This window comes from Vineibacter terrae (assembly GCF_008039615.1).
In the GTDB taxonomy this organism is placed as follows: Bacteria; Pseudomonadota; Alphaproteobacteria; order Reyranellales; family Reyranellaceae; genus Vineibacter; species Vineibacter terrae.
In genome coordinates this window covers 26,746-44,823 of sequence record NZ_VDUZ01000046.1, presented here as the reverse complement: position 1 = coordinate 44,823, position 18,078 = coordinate 26,746, and the positions used below count along the sequence as shown (strand labels likewise).

Here is an 18,078-nt window from a genome sequence, read left to right as displayed (position 1 = left end):
TTGCGTCAGGCCACCTCGGCCAGCCGGCCGATCAGCCGCGCGAACGCCAGGCGGGCCGCGGCAAAATCGGGAACGTCGACGGCCGGCCAGCCCTGCTCACGGGCTTTGCCCAGCAGCGCGCCGCGGGCGAAGAGGAGATCGGCCGACTCGCCGGGGCAGAAATCGGAACGGCCATTGCCGATCAGGAGCGTGCGGTCGTTCCGCCCTGCCAGCGCGGCCGCCCGATCGCATTTGCACACGCCGCTGCCGGCCATGCAGGCGTCGATCGCATGCGGCGCCGCCATGGCGTAGGTCCCGTCGCCGCCGGCAACCAGGTGGTTGGCAAAAACCGTGAGCCCGTCCATGCGGTGGCGCCCGAGGACCCTGTGGATGACGTAGTCCAGGCCGTCGCTGACCACCGCCAGGGGCACGCCGGCATGGCGGCAATCGGACGCGAACGCGGGGAAGTGCGGGTCGATGTCGATCGCATCGAGGAAGGCGTCGAGCTCGGCCTGCGTCGCACGGATCATCGCGACCTGGAGCGTCATGCACCGCCGGGCGCTGATCCGTCCGTGCTTCCACGCTTCCTCGACGAACTGCCAGGCGGGATCCGCGAACTGATCCAGCAACCGATCCGTGACGTCGAACGGCACGATCGTGCCGTCGAAATCACTAACGACCGTCCACATCGGAGGCTACTCCTTGCTGCGCCCGGGCATGGGCGCACACGGCGAATAGCCCTCACGTAGCCCTCACGCGTGATCCGCCCCTGACGGCAACGTGATGCCAACCTGACGATTCTGACGGCACGCCGATATCCAGTCTCAGAGAGCTTGCGTCCCGAAAAATAGGACCGTCATCCCGAGCGCCAGCGAGGGATCTCCTGCGAATGGCGCACCGTGCGTCTTTTGCGGGAGATCCTCGCTGGCGCTCGGGATGACAGTGAAGATGTGTGAATACCGTAGCCCCGCCCCCGCGGGACGAGGGGTAGATGCGGGAGATCCCTCGCTTGCGCCCGGAATGGCCCGCGCGCCATCCAAATGCACACCGACTTCAACAAAAATATTATATATCAATATATTGTGATATGAATTTGACCCTGCATTTGAGGCAGGACCCTCATCCTCTTCGCAGGACGCGACTTGCTACCGCGGGCGCCGGACGCTAGATAGCGTGCGCCTATTCGGGGGAGTATGGCGGGGAAGGCGTCATGGCGTCGAAGCAGAAGACAAAGAGCAAGGCAGGTTCGGCCAGGAAACCGTCGTCGCGGCCCCGGGTGGGCAAGCCGGCGGCCAAGGCCGTGCGTCGCGTGGCGGCAACGCCGTCGGCACCGCGTTCGGCGGTCAACGGCAAGGCGGGCACGACCGCTGCCGCCCGCGACACCGCGCGGCTGCTGCTGGACATCAAGGCGGTCCATTGCCGGCCGGACAACCCGTTCATCTTCACCTCGGGCCGGGCCAGCCCGGTCTATATCGACTGCCGCAAGATCATCTCCTTCCCGGACGCCCGCGCCCGCATCATGGCGCATGCCCACAAGGTGATCGGCAATGCGATCGGCTGGTCCAAGATCGACGTCGTTGCCGGCGGCGAGACGGCCGGCATCCCTTTTGCCGCCTTCATCGCCGCCACGGCGAAGAAGCCGATGATCTATGTGCGCAAGCAGCCCAAGGGCTTCGGGCGCATGGCTCAGATCGAAGGCGAGCTGAAGGCCGGCGACCGCGTGCTCCTGGTCGAGGATCTGGCGACCGACGGCGGCAGCAAGGTGATGTTCATCGATGCGCTGCGCAAGGCCGATGCCAAGGTCACCGACACGTTCGTGATCTTCCACTACGGGATCTTCCAGCAGAGCGTCGACGTGCTGGCGTCGATGGGCGTGAAGCTGCATGCCCTTGCAACATGGTGGGACGTGCTTGACGCCGCCGAGCGCTACAAGCTTTTCGACGAGCGCGGCCTGACCGAGACGCGCGCCTTCCTCAACGCCCCCGACAGCTGGTCGGCGGCGCATGGCGGACGCAACCCGGGCCACAGCGCCAGCCGGCCGACGCCGGCCATCGCCACCAACGGCCGGTAGCGCGATCCCCTTTCATAACCTCGCTGCTCATCTCCTCGTTGCCCGCAAAATAGCCCTTCCGTCATCCCGAGCGCAGCGAGGGATCTCCCGCGAATAGCGCACGGTGCGCCTTGCCGCAGGAGATCCCTCGCTACGCTCGGGATGACAGCAATGGCGATCGGATGACAGCCCGGCCACCTGACGTTTCCGTGGTTTGGCACCGCGGCTTCTGGCGCTACCATGCAGGTTCATGAACCTGCCCGGGAGCGCGTGTGACCATCATCCTCCGTCTTGCCGTTCTGCTGCTGGCCGGCGCCGTCGCTCTCGTCCGCCCTGCCGCGGCCAAGGACGAGCTCGTCATCGGCATGACGCAGTACCCGTCGTCGTTCAATCCCAACATCGGCTCGATGCTGGCCAAGTCGCTGGTCGAGGGCATGACCTTGCGGCCGGTCACGGCCTGGGATCCGGACTGGAAGCTCGTGTGCCTGCTGTGCACCGAGCTGCCGACCATCGAGAACGGCGGCGCCGTGATCGAGGAATACGCGCCGGGCAAGAAGGGCATCGCCGTCACCTACACGCTGCGGCCCGACCTGAAATGGGGCGACGGCACGCCGGTCTCCACCCGCGACGTCGCCTTCACCCTGGAGGTCGGCAAGCACCCGCAGTCCGGGGTCGCCGCCGCCGAGGGCTACCGCCGCATCCTCAAGCTCGACATCAAGGACGAGCGCACCTTCACCTTCCATACCGACCGGGTGACGTTCGACTACAATGCCATGGGGGATTTCCGCCTGCTGCCGGCGCATGTCGAGCGCCCGGTGTTCGAGGCCAATCCCGCCGAGTACCGCAACAGGTCCAGGTTCGAGACCGACACCACCAACGCGGCGCTGTGGTTCGGCCCCTATCGCATCGTCAAGACCGTGCCCGGCGCCTCGGTCGAGCTCGAGCGCAACCCGGCCTGGTCCGGCAAGGCGCCCTACTTCCGGCGCATCGTGTTCCGCATCATCGAGAACACCGCGGCCCTGGAAGCCAACCTGCTCTCGGGGTCGATCGACTACGTCATCGGCGAGCTGGGGCTGTCGCTGGATCAGGCGCTGTCCTTCGAGAAGCGGCACAAGGACCGCTTCGACGTCGTCTACAAGCCCGGCCTGGTCTACGAGCATATCGACATCAACCTGGACAACCCGCTGCTGGCCGACCGGCGCGTCCGCCACGCCCTGATGCTGGGCATCGACCGCGAGGCGATCTCGGCGCGGCTGTTCGAGGGCAAGCAGCCGGTGGCGCACAGCAACGTCAACCCGCTGGACCCGATGTACAGCCCCGGCGCCCGGCACTACGCCTATGACGCCGCCGCCGCGCGCCAGCTGCTCGACGCGGCCGGCTTCGCCGAGATCCGCGGCGGCGTGCGCCAGAACGCCAAGGGCGAGCGCCTGTCGATCGAATTGGCCACCACGGCCGGCAACCGCAACCGCGAGCTGATCCAGCAGGTGCTGCAGAGCCAGTGGAAGCAGATCGGCATCGACGTGCGGCTCAAGGTCGAGCCGCCGCGCGTCTTCTTCGGCGACACGGTCAACAAGCGCGCCTATAGCGGCCTGGCGATGTATGCCTGGGTGTCGGCGCCGCAAAGCGTGCCGCGCACCACCCTGCATTCGCAGGAGATCCCCAGCCAGGCCAACAACTGGAGCGGCCAGAACAGCGGCGGCTACAAGAACCCCGAGATGGATCGCCTGCTCGATGCCATGGAGGTCGAGCTCGACGTCGCCAGGCGCAAGGCGCTGTTCGGCGAGATGCAGCGCATCTACACCGAGGATCTGCCGGTGCTGCCGCTCTACTTCCGCTCCGACGTCTTCGTCCTGCCCAAGGCGCTCAAGGGCGTGCGCCCCACCGGCCATCTCAACGTGTCCACCCTGTGGGTCGAGGACTGGCGCTGGGCGGACCCGAACGAGAAATGACACGCCGCCGCGTGGCCACCTTCGTCATGCACCCGACTACGACCCGGAATCGCGGCTCGATCACACAGCTGTCATCCCGAGCGCCCCTTCGACAGGCTCAGGAGAGGGATCTCCCGCCAATGGCGTACCGTGCGTATTGCGCAGGAGACCCCTCTCCTGAGCCTGTCGAAGGGGCGCTCGGAGCTTGTGATTTTAATCTTCCCCCGGAGGGGGAAGGTGGCGCGAAGCGCCGGAAGGGGGATGTTGCAACGGATTCGATATGGCCATGGAACAGTGAATCGGTTCGAACATCCCCCATCCGCCTCTGGCGTTTCGACTCAAAGCGTCGAAACGTCAATTTGGGGCACCTTCCCCCTCCGGGGCAGGGCGATCGCATATGGCGCCATGAAAGCTGACCACAGAGACACAGCGCAGCCTTTGGCCGCAACCCAAAGGGCGGAGGAAGCGCTTCACGGTGAGCTTGTCGAACCATGAAGCACTCCTCCGCCATTTGGTTGCGGCCAAAGGCTGCGCTGTGTCTCTGTGGTTCGTCTTCTGACGGTTCGGCCGATAGTGCCATATCCGATAACCCTGCCGTCGGATGCTGCGGCTGGCCTCAGGCCCCGACATGGTTTACTTCCTGTTGCTGCTGCACGCGGGATCCGCCCGGCATCCGTTCCACTGCTTCTCCGGTTGGCCGAAGCCATGCCCATCGACGCCGTCACCCTCACCGGCCGCCATGTCGCGCTCGAGCCGCTGGTGGAAGCGCATCGCGAGCTGCTGCGGCCGGCGGCGCAGGATCCGCGCCTTTGGACGTTCACGGCTTCGGCGCTGGGCGCCGCGTTCGATCCCTGGTTCGACGGCGCGCTGCGCCAGGCCGAGGCAGGACACGAACGGCCCTTCATCGTGCGCCTGACACGCGACGGCAGTGTCGTGGGCAGCACGCGCTACATGAGCATCGATGCGCAGCACAAGCGCGTGGAGATCGGCACCACGTGGTACGCCCGCGCGGTGTGGGCCAGCAACGTCAACCCCGAGTGCAAGCTGCTGCTGATGCGCCACGTGTTCGAGGTGCTCAAATGGCACCGGGTCGAGTACAAGACCGACGCGCGCAACCAGCGCAGCCGCGACGCCATCGCCCGCCTGGGCGCGGTCCAGGAAGGCATCTTCCGCCGCCACATGATCATGGCCGACGGCCACGTCCGCGACTCGGTCTACTTCAGCGTCGTCGACAGCGACTGGCCGGCCGTGAAAGCCGCCCTGGAAAAGCGGCTGAAATACTGATGCTCGGGGGAATCCTTCCTCCTCCCCGCGCAGGCAGGGCACTCGCATTTGACCTCGCTGTCATCCCGAGCGCCAGCGAGGGATCTCCTGCGGCAAGGCGCACGGTGCGCAATTCGCGGGAGATCCCTCGCTACGCTCGGGATGACGGTAGGGGCATATGCGAATGCCCTGCCCGCGCAGGCGGGGAGAAGGGACGTTTCCGGACAGCCCTGCCGCGAGCGGGAAAGGTAGTCGAAGCCGACGCTTCCCCGGTCCCGCCTGCGCTGTCACGCGGCCTGGCCCACGCGCTTGGGCCACAGGCCGGCGACCAGGATCGCCACGGCGAGGACGGCAAATCCACCCGACAGCCAGCTGTGAAAGAAGATCATGGGGTCGCCGTCGGAGATCGCCAGCGCCTGGCGCACGGACCGTTCGAAGATCGGCCCCAGCACGTAGGCCAGGATGACGATGCCGAGATCGAAGCCGCTGCGCCGCAAGCCGTAGCCGACAAAGCCGAAGACCACCGCGAGCACGACGTCGGCCGGATTGCCGCTCGACGAATAGACGCCGATGAGGCACACGGCGAGGATCATGGGCGCGAGGAAGGCGCGCGGGACCTCGAGGATGCGCACGAACAGCCCGATCAGCGGCAGGTTCAGGATCAGCAGCATGACGTTGCCGATGTACATGCTGGCGACAACGCCCCAGAACACCTCCGGCTGCCGCTCGAGGATCGTCGGCCCCGGCGTGACGCCGTGGATCATGAAGGCGCCCAGCAGCAGCGCCGTGATGGCGTTGGCGGGAATGCCCATGCACAGCAGCGGCACGAAGGCGCCCGCCGTGCCGGCGTTGTTGGCCGATTCAGGCCCGGCGACGCCTTCGACCGCGCCGTGCCCGAATTCCTCGGGCCGTTTCGACAGCTTGCGCTCGATGGCATAGGACAGGAACGAGGCCAGCACCGCGCCGCCGCCCGGCAGCAGGCCGACGAGGAAGCCCAGCACGGTGCCGCGCCCCACGGGCGCGACCGAGCGGCGCGCTTCTTCCCGCGACGGCATGAAGCCGAGCAGGCGCGAAGGCGGCGGCAGGACCTTCAGGGCGTCGGGATCCTGGCGTGCCATGAACAGCACTTCCGACAGGCCGAACAGGCCGATGGCCAGCGGCACCAGGTTGATGCCGTCGCCCAGCGACAGGAGGTCGAAGGTGAGGCGCTGGGTCATGTTGATCGGATCGCTGCCGATGGTGCCGAGCAGCAGGCCGAAGGCCGCCATCAGCAGGGCGCGTGCGAGCGAGCCGCCCGACATGTAGGTGACCAGCGACAGGCCTGCCAGCATCAGCATCGCATACTCGGCCGGGCCGAACTTCACGACGAGCTGCGCCAGCGGCGGCGACAGAAAGGAGATCCCGATGACCCCGACCGTGCCGGCGACGAACGAGCCGATGCCGGCGACGCCCAGGGCGGCGCCGGCCCGCCCCTTGCGCGCCATCTCGTAGCCGTCGAGGCACGTGACCACCGACGACGCCTCGCCGGGAATGCGCATCAGCACCGACGTCACGGTGCCGCCGTAGGCGACCCCGTAGTAGATGCCCGACAGCATGATGATCGCCGACGTCACGTCCATCTTGAACGTGATCGGCAGCAGAATGGCGATGGTGGTCAGCGGGCCAAGGCCCGGCAATATGCCGACCACCGTGCCAAGCAGCACGCCGACGAAGCAGTAGGCCAGGTTCTCGATCGACAGGGTTACGGCGAAGCCGCCGAGCAGCGCTTCCATGATGAGACAATCCCACTCAGCGGACGAGCGCGTAGAAGGCGCGCTCGATGGCGCTTTCCGGCAGGTCGACCCGCAGCAGCCAGCCGAAGCACACCAGCCCGATGAGGGCGCAAGCCAGGCCATAGCCGATCGCGGCGAACCATGACCGCCCCTCGGCGAAGCGCACGATCAGGATGGCGACGGCGATGACGGTGAGGGCGAAGCCGGCATAGGCTGCGCCCAGTGCCAGCACCACGAACGAGGCGGCGTAGAGCGCGAAGGTGCGACGGCTCCTCGCCGCCACGGCTGCATCGGCCCGGTTGGTGTCTTCGGCGCCGGTGTCTTTGGCGTCGGCGTCTTCGGCGCCGGTGCCGTCGGCGTCCGTGTCGCCGGCTTCCGTTGCACCGGGACGACCCGGTGCAACGAGAACCACCAAGGCCAGCGCGATGCACAGGCCGGCCACGAGCTGCGGGAAGAACCCTGCCCCCGGTCCGTCGAAGCTCCAGCTCTCCAACCGCGTCGCCTGCCAGAAGCCGATCAGCGCCACCGCCAGCAGGCCGAGCGTCGCGGATCGTGCGCCCGTCATCCGGCTCATGCCGCCTTTTTCTTCGACATGCCGGTCTCGCGCAGGATCGGCACGAGCTCGCCTTCGATCTGCTTGAGGAAGGCGGCGTAGTCGGCGCCATTGCGATAGGTGGGCACGATGCCGAGGTTGGATATCTGCGTCTGCACCGCCTTGTCCGCCATGACGTCGGCCAACGCGCTTTCCATGCGCTGCTTGATCGCCGGATCGACGCCCGCCGGGAAGGCATAGCCGAAGGGACCATTGGTGACGGCGTCGAAGCCCAGCTCGCGCAACGTCTTCACATCGGGATAATCGGGCCAGCGTTCCGTCGCCGCCGACGCCAGGAAGCGCAGCTTGCCGGCTTCGATCTGGGGCTTCATCTCGGCGACGGTCTGGATGACGGCATCGACGTGGCCACCGATGGCGGCCGTGACCGACTCCACCCCGCCCTGGAAGACGACCCAGCGGAACTTCGCGCCCGACAGCTTGGCGAGCTGGAACATCGCCACCACGTTCGTGACATTGTTCGAGCTGTAGGTGAGCAGCTTCTGCTTGCCCTGCGCGATCAGCTCCTCGATCGACTTGATCGGCGACTCGGTGCGCACGCCGATGCCGTAGCGCAGCGACGCGACCTGGCCGAGGACGTCGAACGCCTTCCATGGATCGTACTTCACGTCCATCATGTTCGGCACGGTGATATGGCTGGAGATCGCGACCAGCCCCATCGTGTGGCCATCCGGAGTCGCCGCGGCCAGCGTCGACGGACCCAGCGCGCCGGCGCCGCCGACCACGTTCTTCACGATAACGGTCGCGTTGAGGCGCTTCTCCAGGGCCTGGGCGACGATGCGCGCGGTCAGGTCGGTCGAGGCGCCGGGCGCATTGGGATTGATCAGTGTGATCTCGCGGCTCGGCCACTTGCCCGATTGCGACAGGGCCGGTGCGGCATAAGCGGCCGCGGCGAGCGCGCCACCGGCACGAAGCATGGTTCTACGATACATTCTCGCTCTTCCCTCCTGGACATCACCCGTGGATGCGTCGTCTTGATTGATATCGAGCGTGCGGGACCGCACGGCGGCTGGTCAAGCTTGAGGCCTGCGACGTTTCGCACGCTGAGATTGGCCACCCTCCTTTCCCGTGCCGAAGCTTCGACGAGCAAGACTCCACGTCGCCATGCCCTGGATCATCGACCGGAAATCACCCAGAATGATGTGATGGCTGAGATGCGCGATGCGCGCGAGAGGCGGACATCGGCGTGTCGCCTGCTTGGCCAGGGTTACGGTAGCCCCGGGCCCATCCTGTCATCCCGAGCGTAGCGAGGGATCTCCTGCGAATGGCGCACCGTGCGCCTTTCGCAGGAGATCCCTCGCTACGCTCGGGATGACAGTGATTGTTCTTTCAGCGAGAATATAATATACTGGCCATCTGAATGCATGCCATGACGCCGACCACGCGGCCGTGCGGCGCCAGCCAACGGGGATCGACCGATGCGTTTTCGTAGTTTCCGACGTTTGCGTCACGGGTTTCACCGGGCATGATTCGGTAATCCTTTGTTATCGCTCACAATCCACTCGGGCTCCCGCGGCCGGCGCCGGCGCCTTATAGTGCCGGCATGACGCGATACCTCGTCGGCCGGATCGCCGAGATGCTGGTCGTGCTGCTGCTGATGAGCGCGGTGGTCTTCGCCCTGATCGGCCTGATGCCGGGTGACCCGGTGGACCTCATGATCTCCGGTGATCCCAAGATGACCACCGAGGACGCCGCCCGCCTGCGCGCGCTCTACGGGTTGGACCGGCCGATCTGGGACCGCTATCTGAGCTGGCTCGGCGCCGCGCTGGGCGGCGACCTCGGCTACTCCCGCTCCTTCACGCAGCCGGTGCTGGAGGTGCTGCTGCCGCGGCTGGGCGACACCTTGCTGCTGATGGGCCTGGCGCTGCTGATCTCGGCCGCGATCGCCCTGCCGGCCGGCATGTTCGCAGCGCGCCGGCCGCGCTCGGCCGCCGACTACGGCGTGAACCTGCTGTGCTTCGCGGGCATCTCGGTGCCGCCCTTCTGGCTGGCGCTGCTGCTGATCATTCTGTTCGCGGTGCTGCTGGGCTGGCTGCCCGCCAGCGGCGTCGGCGACGGCGTGCTGGAGCGCGCGCGGCACCTGGTGATGCCGCTGGCGGTGCTGGTGCTGACCAATGTCGGGCACTACACGCGCTTCGTGCGCGCCGCCACGATCGAGGTCCTGCGCCAGGACCATATCCGCACGGCGCGCGCCAAGGGACTGTCCGAACGCGACGTGATCCGCCGCCATGCGCTGCGCGGCGCGCTGGCGCCGACGCTGACCGTGCTGGCCCTGTCGTTCGGCGGCCTGTTCTCCGGCGCCCTGATCACCGAGACCATGTTCGCGCGGCCGGGCATGGGCAAGTCGATCTACGACGCCATCATGGGCAACGACTACAACCTCGCCCTGGTCGGCCTGCTGCTGGCCACCGCCGCCACCCTCGTCGGCAGCCTGCTGGCCGATCTCGGCTACGCCTGGCTCGATCCGCGCGTGCGGCTGGGGACCGGCACGTGACGGCGCGGGCCGACATCATCGCGATCGCCGGCGCCCGCACGCCCGCCGGCCGGGCCTGGCAGCGCTTCTGCAGCCACAGGCTGGCGCTGGCGTCGCTGGTGCTGCTGGGGCTGCTGGCGGCGCTGGCGCTGGCGGGCCCCTGGATCGCCCAGTGGCGCGGCATCGATCCCACCCTCACCGATCTGCTGGCCCGCTTCGAGCCGCCCTCGGCGCGCTACTGGCTGGGCACCGACGATGTCGGCCGCGACGTGTTCCAGCGCCTGCTCGACGGCGGGCGGATCTCGCTGCTGGTGGCCGTGGTCGCGGCGCTGCTGTCGGCGCTCATCGGCGCCCTGGTCGGCGTGCTGGCCGGCTTCATCGGCGGACGGCTCGATTCGATCCTGATGCGGCTGACCGACAGCGTCATCGCGCTGCCCCTGCTGCCGCTGCTGATCGTGCTGGCCGCCGTCGACGTGCGCAAGCTGGGCGTGTCGGAGAGCGTCGCCCAGTCCGACCTGCTGTCGCTCTACCGCATCATCATCATCGTGGCGCTGACCGGCTGGACGACGGTGGCGCGCCTGGTGCGGGCCGAGACCCTGTCGCTGAAGGCCCGCGACTTCGTGCGCGCGGCCACCGCGCTCGGCGCCTCGCCGCTGCGCCTGATGCTGCGCCATATCCTGCCCAACGCCGCCTCGCCGATCGTGGTGGCCACCACGCTGTCGGTCGGCAACATCGTGCTCTTCGAATCGGTGCTGAGCTTCCTGGGACTGGGCGTGCAGCCGCCGCATGCCAGCTGGGGCAACATGCTGACCGGCGCCCAGGAGCTGATCTGGAACGCGCCCCTGCTGGCGCTATGGCCGGGCCTGCTGATCTTCATCGCCGTGATCGCCTTCAACTTCGTGGGCGACGGGCTCCAGGACGCGCTCGATCCGCGCGCCGAACGGCGATGACTCAGGCGGCCGTCCCGGCAATGAGCAGAGGAGACTGACATATGCGGCGCTTCGTGGTCGGGCTGCTGGCCGTGATCGGCTTCTTCACGCTGCTGGGCATCGGCGGCTTGATCCTTCTGGCCTCGATGGCCGGCTCCGGGCGGCCGACGCCGCCGGAACGCATCGTGCTGCAGATCGACTGGCGCAAGCTGCCGCAGGAGACCGCCAGCAGCGGCGGGCTCGATCTGAAGCTGTTCGGCCGGCAGCAGCCGAGCCTGTCGCAGACCGTCGCCCTGCTGCAGCACGCCGCCAAGGATTCGCGAGTCGCCGGCCTGGTCGCGACCCTGGGCGACGACGGCCCCGGCATCGCCTCGGTGCAGGAGCTGCGCGATGCCATTGCCGCGTTCCGCGCTTCGGGCAAGTTCGCGATCGCCTTCGCCGAGACCTTCGACGAGGGGGCCGGCGGCCTGCAGAACTACTACCTCGCCACCGCCTTCGATAAGATCTGGGTGCAGCCGACCGGCGATTTCGGGGTCGTCGGCCTGGCCGCCCAGGTGCCGTTCCTGAAGGGGGCGCTGGACCGGGTCGGCGTGCGCTTCGAAGGCGGCCGCCGCCTGGAATACAAGACGGCACCCAACAGCTTCACCGAAGCCGCCATGACGGCGCCGCAGCGCGAGAACCTGCAGCAGCTCATGGACGGCCTGTACGGGCTGGTGACGGCCGACATCGCGACCGCGCGCAAGATCGCCGCGGGCGATGTGCGCAGCCTCATCGACCGCGCCCCGCTCTCGGCCCAGGAGGCGCTGCAGGCCAGGCTGATCGACAAGATCCTGTACGGCGACGAGGCCAAGGTGGAGGCCCTGCTGCAGGCCGGCACGAACGCCGACCTGTTCGCGATCGACGACTACGCCGCGCTCGAGAAGGCGGCGCCCGCGGGCGACACGATCGCCCTGATCGTCGCCTCGGGCACGATCGTCTCGGAGGCCCCCGACGACAACCCGCTGCAGGAAGGCTCCCTGCTCGCCGTCGACCGCATCGTGGCGGCGATCGCGGCGGCGGCGCGCGACAAGGACGTCAAGGCGCTGGTCGTGCGCATCGATTCGCCGGGCGGCGGCTATGTCGCATCCGACACGCTGCGCCGGGCGCTGGAGCGTGCCAAGGCAGGCGGCAAGCCCGTGATCGTCTCGGTCGGCGACGTGGCGGCGTCCGGCGGCTACTTCGCGGCCCTGCCGGCCGACGCGATCGTCGCCCATCCCGGCAGCATCACCGGGTCGATCGGCGTCTTCTCGATCAAGCCCGTGGTGAGCGATCTGCTCGACATGCTGGGCATCAAGGTCGAGACGCTGACGACCGGCGCCAACGCCACCATGAGCTCGCCGCTGCACGGCTTCACGCCGCAGCAGCAGGCCCTGCTCGAGCGCCAGCTCGACCGCATCTATGCCGACTTCACGGCCAAGGTGAGCGCCGCGCGCAAGCTCGAGCCGGCCCGCCTGGATCGCGCCGCGCGCGGCCGCGTCTTCACCGGCACGCAAGCCAAGGCCGCCGGCCTGGTCGACGAGATCGGCGGGCTGACCCGCGCCATCGAGCTGGCCAGGACGCGGGCCGGCATCGACGCTGCGCAGGAGGTGCAGATCCGCCGCTACCCGGCCGAGAAGGAGCCCATCGAGCGGCTGCTCGAGCTGGTGTTTGGCGGCGGCCGCAAGCCGCCCGAGATCATGGCCGCCACGGATGCCGGCGCCACGACGCGGGCGCTGGCGCGGCGACTGAACGCGCTCGGCCTGTACTGGCACGCCGACACCATGCGCCTGCCGCCGCTGCCGCCGCTATGGCGATAGTCAACCACGCCGCGAAAATTAATTGTCATATTCGTGCATGTTCTGGTACTTCAAGCATGCAACTGAATGTCGTCAACCAACCGCAGCGTCGTGCGATGCCGATCGAACCAGGCAGCTTTGTTGAGCTTCGAGGACGTCACTGGCTGGTCGAGTCGTTGAATGGTGAGCCGAACGATCTGCAGACCCTCAGCCTCTCCTGCATTTCCGATGACGCCCAGGGCGAGCGGCTGGAGGTGCTCTGGGACGCGGAGATCGGCAAGGCCGTGCTCGACGAGGACGGCTGGCGGCATGTCGGCCACGGCCTGCCCGATCGCGCCGAGGTCCTGGCGGCGCACCTGCGCGCGATCCGGTGGCGGTCGGCCACGGCCGCCGACCGCGATCTGCTGCAAGCGCCGTTCCGTGCCGGCATCCGGCTCGATGCCTACCAGCTCCTGCCGCTGCGCAAGGCATTGCGGCTGCCGCGGGTCAACTTGCTGATCGCCGATGATGTCGGCCTTGGCAAGACGATCGAGGCCGGGCTCGTCGCGCGCGAGCTGCTGCTGCGGCGGCGCATCGATTTCATTGTCATCGCCGCTCCGCCATCGATGACGGTCCAGTGGCGGGATGAGCTCGAAGCCAAGTTCGGCCTGTCGTTCGACATCATCGACAGGGAACGCATCGGCGAGCTGCGCCGTCTGCGCGGCTTCTCGGTGAACCCGTGGGCGACCGGGTCCCGGTTCATCGTCTCGCACCGCCTGCTGGCCGACGAGGTCTACGCTGCCGGGCTGCGCGATGCGCTGGGCGAGTTTCGCGCCCGGGCCCTGTTCATTCTCGACGAGGCCCACCACGCGGCACCCTCCGCGGGGGTGCGCTACGCCGTCTCCAGCCAGCTCACCAAGGCGGTGCGGGAGCTTGCCGAGCGCTTCGAGCATCGCCTCTTCCTGACGGCGACTCCGCACAACGGTCATTCCAACAGCTTCTCGGCCCTGCTGGAGATGCTCGACCCGCAGCGCTTCACCCGCGGCGTCGAGGTTCGGCCGCGCGACCTCGAGCCCGTCATGGTGCGGCGCCTGAAGGCGGATCTGCGGCGTCTCGGCGAGGCCTTTCCCGAGCGGATCGTCGAGCCGATCCCGATAGCCGGCCTGCCCGAGGATGCCCCCGAGCTGGATCTCGCGCGCCGGCTCGCCGATTATGGCGTGCTGCGCATGAAGCGCATCGCCGGCCTGCCCGCTCACAAGGCTTCGATGGCAAAGCTTGCCTTTGTCGGGCTTCAGCAGCGGCTTCTCTCATCCGTCGCGGCATTCGCGCGGACCTTGAAAGTTCACCGCGCCACCTTGCTACGGGTGATCGAAGGCGAGAACGCTGCCCGGGTTGCGGCTGCGGCGCAGGCCTTCGTGGAAGGGCCGACCAGCGACGACAGCGCCGAGCTCGGCCTGGAGGATCAGATTGCCGAGACCGCCATCGACGCCGACGACGACGCGACAGCCGAAGCGGCCACGGCGCTGGGCGTTGCCGATGCGGCCGCGGATGACCTGCGCGCCGAGTTGGCTGCTGTCGAGGCGATGCTGGCGCTGGCCGAGCGGCACGCCTCCCGACCGGATGCCCGGGTGGATTGGCTGGTGGCCTGGATCAAGGCGAACCTGCTGGCCGGATCGGCATGGAACCGTCGACGCCTCATCGTTTTCACCGAATACGAGGATACGCGGCGCTGGCTGGAGCGCCGCCTGCGCGAGGCCCTGGCCGATACCGACCGCGCCGACGATCGCATCGGCGTCTTCACCGGCGCGACCGGACCGGACCGGCGCGAGGAGGTCAAGCGCGCCTTCAATGCCGACCCCGACATCGAGCCTCTGCGCATCCTGATCTGCACGGACGCGGCGCGGGAAGGCATCAATCTCCAGGCCTGGTGCGCCGACCTCGTGCATCTGGACCTGCCGTGGAATCCCTCGCGCCTTGAGCAGCGCAACGGCCGTATCGACCGCAAGCTCCAGCCTGCGAAGCAGGTCTTCTGCCGCTATTTCCATTACGAGCAGCGCGAAGCCGACATCGTGCTGGAAGCGCTGGTGCGCAAAACGGAAACCATCCGCGAGCAGCTCGGATCCGCCGGCAAGGTGATCGAGGATCGCATCGCGAGGCGCCTGGCCGAGGGCGGGATCGGCCGTGGCCAGGGCGCGGCGATCGCGCGCGCGATATCTCAAGAGAACGATGCGGAGCGCCTGGCGCGTGCCCGCGCCGAGATGGATGACGAGGAGCGCGCCCGGCACGAACGGCTGCTGAAGGAGCAAGACGATTTGCGGCGCGCGCTCGAACGCTCGCGCGAGCGGGTCGGCGTCGATCCGGACGACCTGCAGCGCGTCGCCGCGGCTGCCCTGTCGCGCGTGGGGCTCGCCCTCGACAGCGCACGAGGTGACCCGGTGGGCAAGATCGAGACTTGGCGGCTCGACCCTGCCCATCCCGCTTTTGCCAGGGATGCCGGCTGGGGTGACACTTTCGATGACCTGCGGGTCCGTCCACGCAAGCGGGGCGAGCGCCTCGGCGACTGGCGACGCGATGCGCCCCTGCGCGCGATCGCCTTCGAGCCACCGGTCCTGGCCGATGGCCGTGATGCCACCGATGTGGTGCAAGTGCACCTCGAGCACCGGCTCATCCGGCGGCTGCTGTCACGGTTCCTGAGTCAGGGCTTCCAGTCGAAACTATCGCGCGTGTCTGTCATCGTCGGGCCGGGAGCGCAGCCGCGTGTCGTGCTGATGGGCCGCCTCGCCGTCTACGGCGCCGGCGCCGCACGCCTGCATGAGGAGGTGATCCCCGTCGCCGCGGTCTGGTCGGAGGCGGAGCGTGACCGCAAGCCGCTGCGACCGTTGGGCGACAGTGGCGAGGAAAAGACCCTGAATCAGCTTGAAGACGCGCTGCGCGAGGCCCGGGAAGCGCCGGGCGCCGCTGTCGCGCGCATCCAGGCCCTCGTTGTCCGGGATATTGCCGACCTTGTCCCCACGCTCGAGCGGATTGCCGCCGAGCGGCTCACGGCCGTCGGCGCCCAGCTCTCCAAGCGTGGCGAGGATGAGGCGCGATCCCTGTCCGATCTCCTCGAACGGCAGCGATCGCGGATCGCCAAGGCCGCCAAGGACTTCGATCCGGATCAGTACGCCCTCGATCTCGTGCCGGAAGAGCGGCGCGAGCGCGAGGCGGACCGGCGGCATTGGGAGGCACGCCTGGGCCGCCTGGACCGCGAGCTGCGCGACGAGCCGCGGCGTCTGCGCGACTCATACAAGGTGCGCGCCCATCGCCTGGAGCCGGTCGGGCTCGTCTATCTCTGGCCGGCTTCGGGATAATCGCCATGCCCCTCGACATGAATCGCGATCCTGACCTCGAATGGCTCGATCATGTCCAGCCGGTCGGGCTTGTCGCCGCGCCCGGCCTGCTCAAGGAGCTCGGCCTGTCGCCGCTGCGGCAGACGCCCATCGATACCGGCGCGGTCGCCGAGCTTCTCGATCCGGACACCTCCAAGCCGGCATTGCCCGACCCGTGGCAATTCGCGACCCAGGTGCTGGGCTGGGTGGCGCCCCATGTTGCCGGCGCGCCGGGCGGGCCGGCCATTCCCGCCGAGTTCTTCGTCTCCCTTCCCGAGCACGACACCACGTTAAAGCCGACCTGGGCTGTCGCCGAGCTCGGTGGCGGCGAGCAGCGCTGGCAGCTCCTGGTGCGGATCGAGGCGGTGGGCGTCGACCCGGATGCGCGTGGCGCGCTCAATGGCTGGGAGGCGACGCCGCATCAGCGCTTCGAGCGGCTGTTGCGCGACACTGGCGTGTTCGCCGGCCTGATGGTGACGGACAGGGCCATCAGGCTGATCTATGCGCCGCGCGGCGAGACCTCGGGCTATGTAACCTTTCCGCTCAGGCCGTTGGGCACGGTCGCCGGGCGCCCGATGCTGGGCGGCCTGAAGCTGCTGCTTGATTCCTTCCGCCTGTTCTCCGACGCCGACGACCGCCGCCTGCCGGCCCTGCTCAAGCGCAGCCGCGACGCTCAGGCTTCGGTATCGACGGCGCTGGCGGAACAGGTGCTGGGCGCCTTCCATGAGCTGCTGCGCGGCCTCAACGACGCCGAGCGGCCCGGCATGGACGAGCTGGCGGCAACCCGACCCGATCACCTCTACGAGGGCCTGCTCACGGTCCTGATGCGTCTGGTCTTCATCCTTTATGCCGAGGACCGCGATCTGCTGCCGTCGCGATCCGATGGCAGGGCGCGGGAGATCTACGAGACCAGCTATTCGGTGCGCGGCCTCTATGCCCGGCTGGCGGAGGATGCCGCGCTCAACCCCGACACCATGGACGAACGTCGCGGCGGCTGGGGCCGGCTGCTGGCCCTGTTCCGGCTGATCCATCAGGGCCACGCTAGCGGCTTCGTCCGCGCACGCGGCGGCAAGCTGTTCGATCCCGACGCATTCCCCTTCCTGGAAGGCCGCACAACCCGGGACGCGCCGGCCCGCATCCTGAACGTCTCGGACGGCTGCCTGCTGCGCATCCTCGAAGGGCTGATGACCGTGAAGCTGCGCGGCGCCGAGCGCGTGCGCCTCTCATACCGGACGCTGGATGTCGAGCAGATCGGCTCCGTCTACGAGACGGTGATGGGCTTCACGGTCGAGGCCGCGCCCGGCCGGGTTCTGGCGATCCGGGCCGGCAAGAACAACCGCACGCCGGTCTTCGTCGACCTCGATGATCTACGGGCGAAGAAGGGCAAGGACCGGATCAAGCACCTGAAGGAGACTGCCGGGCGCTCGCTGACAGCGAGCCAAGCCAAACCGGTCGAGAGCGCCGGGACGGTAGATGACCTCGCGGCCGCGCTCGACGGCATCGTCGACCAGCGCGGCTCGCCGCGCCATGAAACCGCGCCCGCCGGCACGCCCATCCTGCAGCCGACGGACGAGCGCCGGCGCACCGGCAGCCACTACACGCCGCGCAGCCTGACGGCACCGATCGTGAAGCACGCGCTGGAGCCGGCTTTTGCACGCCTGGGGCCGGACGCAACCCCGAAGCAGATTCTGGAGCTGAAGGTGTGCGACCCGGCCATGGGCTCGGGCGCCTTCCTGGTTGAGGCCTGCCGCGCGATCGGATCGATGTGCAAAGCTTCATCTGGGTCGTCGGCAACTACAACGAGGAGACGGAAAAGCCCAAGCCCTGATCGCGTCCCCGCAAACAGCCTTTCCTGGCGCCCACAAACCGCGCGCAAGAAAATCTTGCAAGTGTCTGTTTGCAAGATTATATAG

At 68.1% G+C, this 18,078-nt stretch carries 12 protein-coding genes; 8 read left to right on the top strand and 4 right to left on the bottom strand.

All coding sequences use genetic code 11. The features are described 5' to 3' along the window. Positions 1-5 precede the first annotated feature (5 nt). Complete coding sequence (locus FHP25_RS31015) at positions 6-668, bottom strand: MtnX-like HAD-IB family phosphatase (protein WP_147850864.1); 663 nt, start codon at positions 666-668, stop codon at positions 6-8. Positions 669-1,189: 521 nt separating this feature from the next. Here FHP25_RS31015 and FHP25_RS31010 point away from each other — a divergent pair. From FHP25_RS31010 to FHP25_RS31000, 3 genes are all read left to right on the top strand, one after another. Further along, entirely contained in the window at positions 1,190-2,050 is an 861-nt protein-coding gene (locus tag FHP25_RS31010; RefSeq protein ID WP_218578732.1) for an orotate phosphoribosyltransferase, read from the top strand. A 251-nt stretch (positions 2,051-2,301) separates the two neighbouring features. Further along, entirely contained in the window at positions 2,302-3,978 is a 1,677-nt protein-coding gene (locus FHP25_RS31005; RefSeq protein ID WP_231712545.1) for a peptide ABC transporter substrate-binding protein, read from the top strand. 684 nt (positions 3,979-4,662) lie between these two features. Further along, positions 4,663-5,241 (top strand): GNAT family N-acetyltransferase, encoded by a 579-nt coding sequence (locus FHP25_RS31000; protein ID WP_147850863.1) that lies wholly within the window; start codon positions 4,663-4,665, stop codon positions 5,239-5,241. A 266-nt stretch (positions 5,242-5,507) separates the two neighbouring features. On the opposite strand, the gene FHP25_RS30995 is transcribed toward FHP25_RS31000, so the two are convergent. Genes FHP25_RS30995 through FHP25_RS30985 form a run of 3 tightly spaced genes read right to left on the bottom strand, consistent with a single transcriptional unit; the run spans position 5,508 to position 8,534 of the window. Then, positions 5,508-6,992 carry a tripartite tricarboxylate transporter permease gene (locus FHP25_RS30995; protein ID WP_147850862.1) on the bottom strand — a complete coding sequence of 495 codons (1,485 nt, stop codon included), beginning with the start codon at positions 6,990-6,992 and terminating at the stop codon, positions 5,508-5,510. Positions 6,993-7,008: 16 nt separating this feature from the next. Further along, the gene (locus FHP25_RS30990) at positions 7,009-7,566 is read right to left on the bottom strand and encodes a tripartite tricarboxylate transporter TctB family protein (RefSeq protein WP_147850861.1); all 558 of its coding nucleotides are present in this window, start codon (positions 7,564-7,566) and stop codon (positions 7,009-7,011) included. Next, positions 7,563-8,534 (bottom strand): tripartite tricarboxylate transporter substrate binding protein, encoded by a 972-nt coding sequence (locus tag FHP25_RS30985; protein WP_147850860.1) that lies wholly within the window; start codon positions 8,532-8,534, stop codon positions 7,563-7,565. The genes FHP25_RS30990 and FHP25_RS30985 overlap by 4 nt, the downstream gene beginning before the upstream one ends. Positions 8,535-9,145: 611 nt before the next feature. Here FHP25_RS30985 and FHP25_RS30980 point away from each other — a divergent pair. From FHP25_RS30980 to FHP25_RS30960, 5 genes are all read left to right on the top strand, one after another. Next, on the top strand, positions 9,146-10,096 hold the full coding sequence (locus FHP25_RS30980) for an ABC transporter permease (RefSeq protein ID WP_147850859.1): 951 nt from the start codon (positions 9,146-9,148) through the stop codon (positions 10,094-10,096). Then, complete coding sequence (locus FHP25_RS30975; protein ID WP_231712544.1) at positions 10,093-11,025, top strand: ABC transporter permease; 933 nt, start codon at positions 10,093-10,095, stop codon at positions 11,023-11,025. The genes FHP25_RS30980 and FHP25_RS30975 overlap by 4 nt, the downstream gene beginning before the upstream one ends. A 41-nt stretch (positions 11,026-11,066) precedes the next feature. Continuing rightward, positions 11,067-12,839, top strand: coding sequence for a signal peptide peptidase SppA (gene sppA / locus FHP25_RS30970; RefSeq protein ID WP_147850858.1), 1,773 nt, complete (start codon positions 11,067-11,069; stop codon positions 12,837-12,839). Between the two features lie 95 nt (positions 12,840-12,934). Beyond that, on the top strand, positions 12,935-16,147 hold the full coding sequence (gene drmD, locus FHP25_RS30965; RefSeq protein ID WP_147850857.1) for a DISARM system SNF2-like helicase DrmD: 3,213 nt from the start codon (positions 12,935-12,937) through the stop codon (positions 16,145-16,147). Positions 16,148-16,152: 5 nt separating this feature from the next. Further along, complete coding sequence (locus FHP25_RS30960) at positions 16,153-18,078, top strand: N-6 DNA methylase (RefSeq protein ID WP_178133912.1); 1,926 nt, start codon at positions 16,153-16,155, stop codon at positions 18,076-18,078.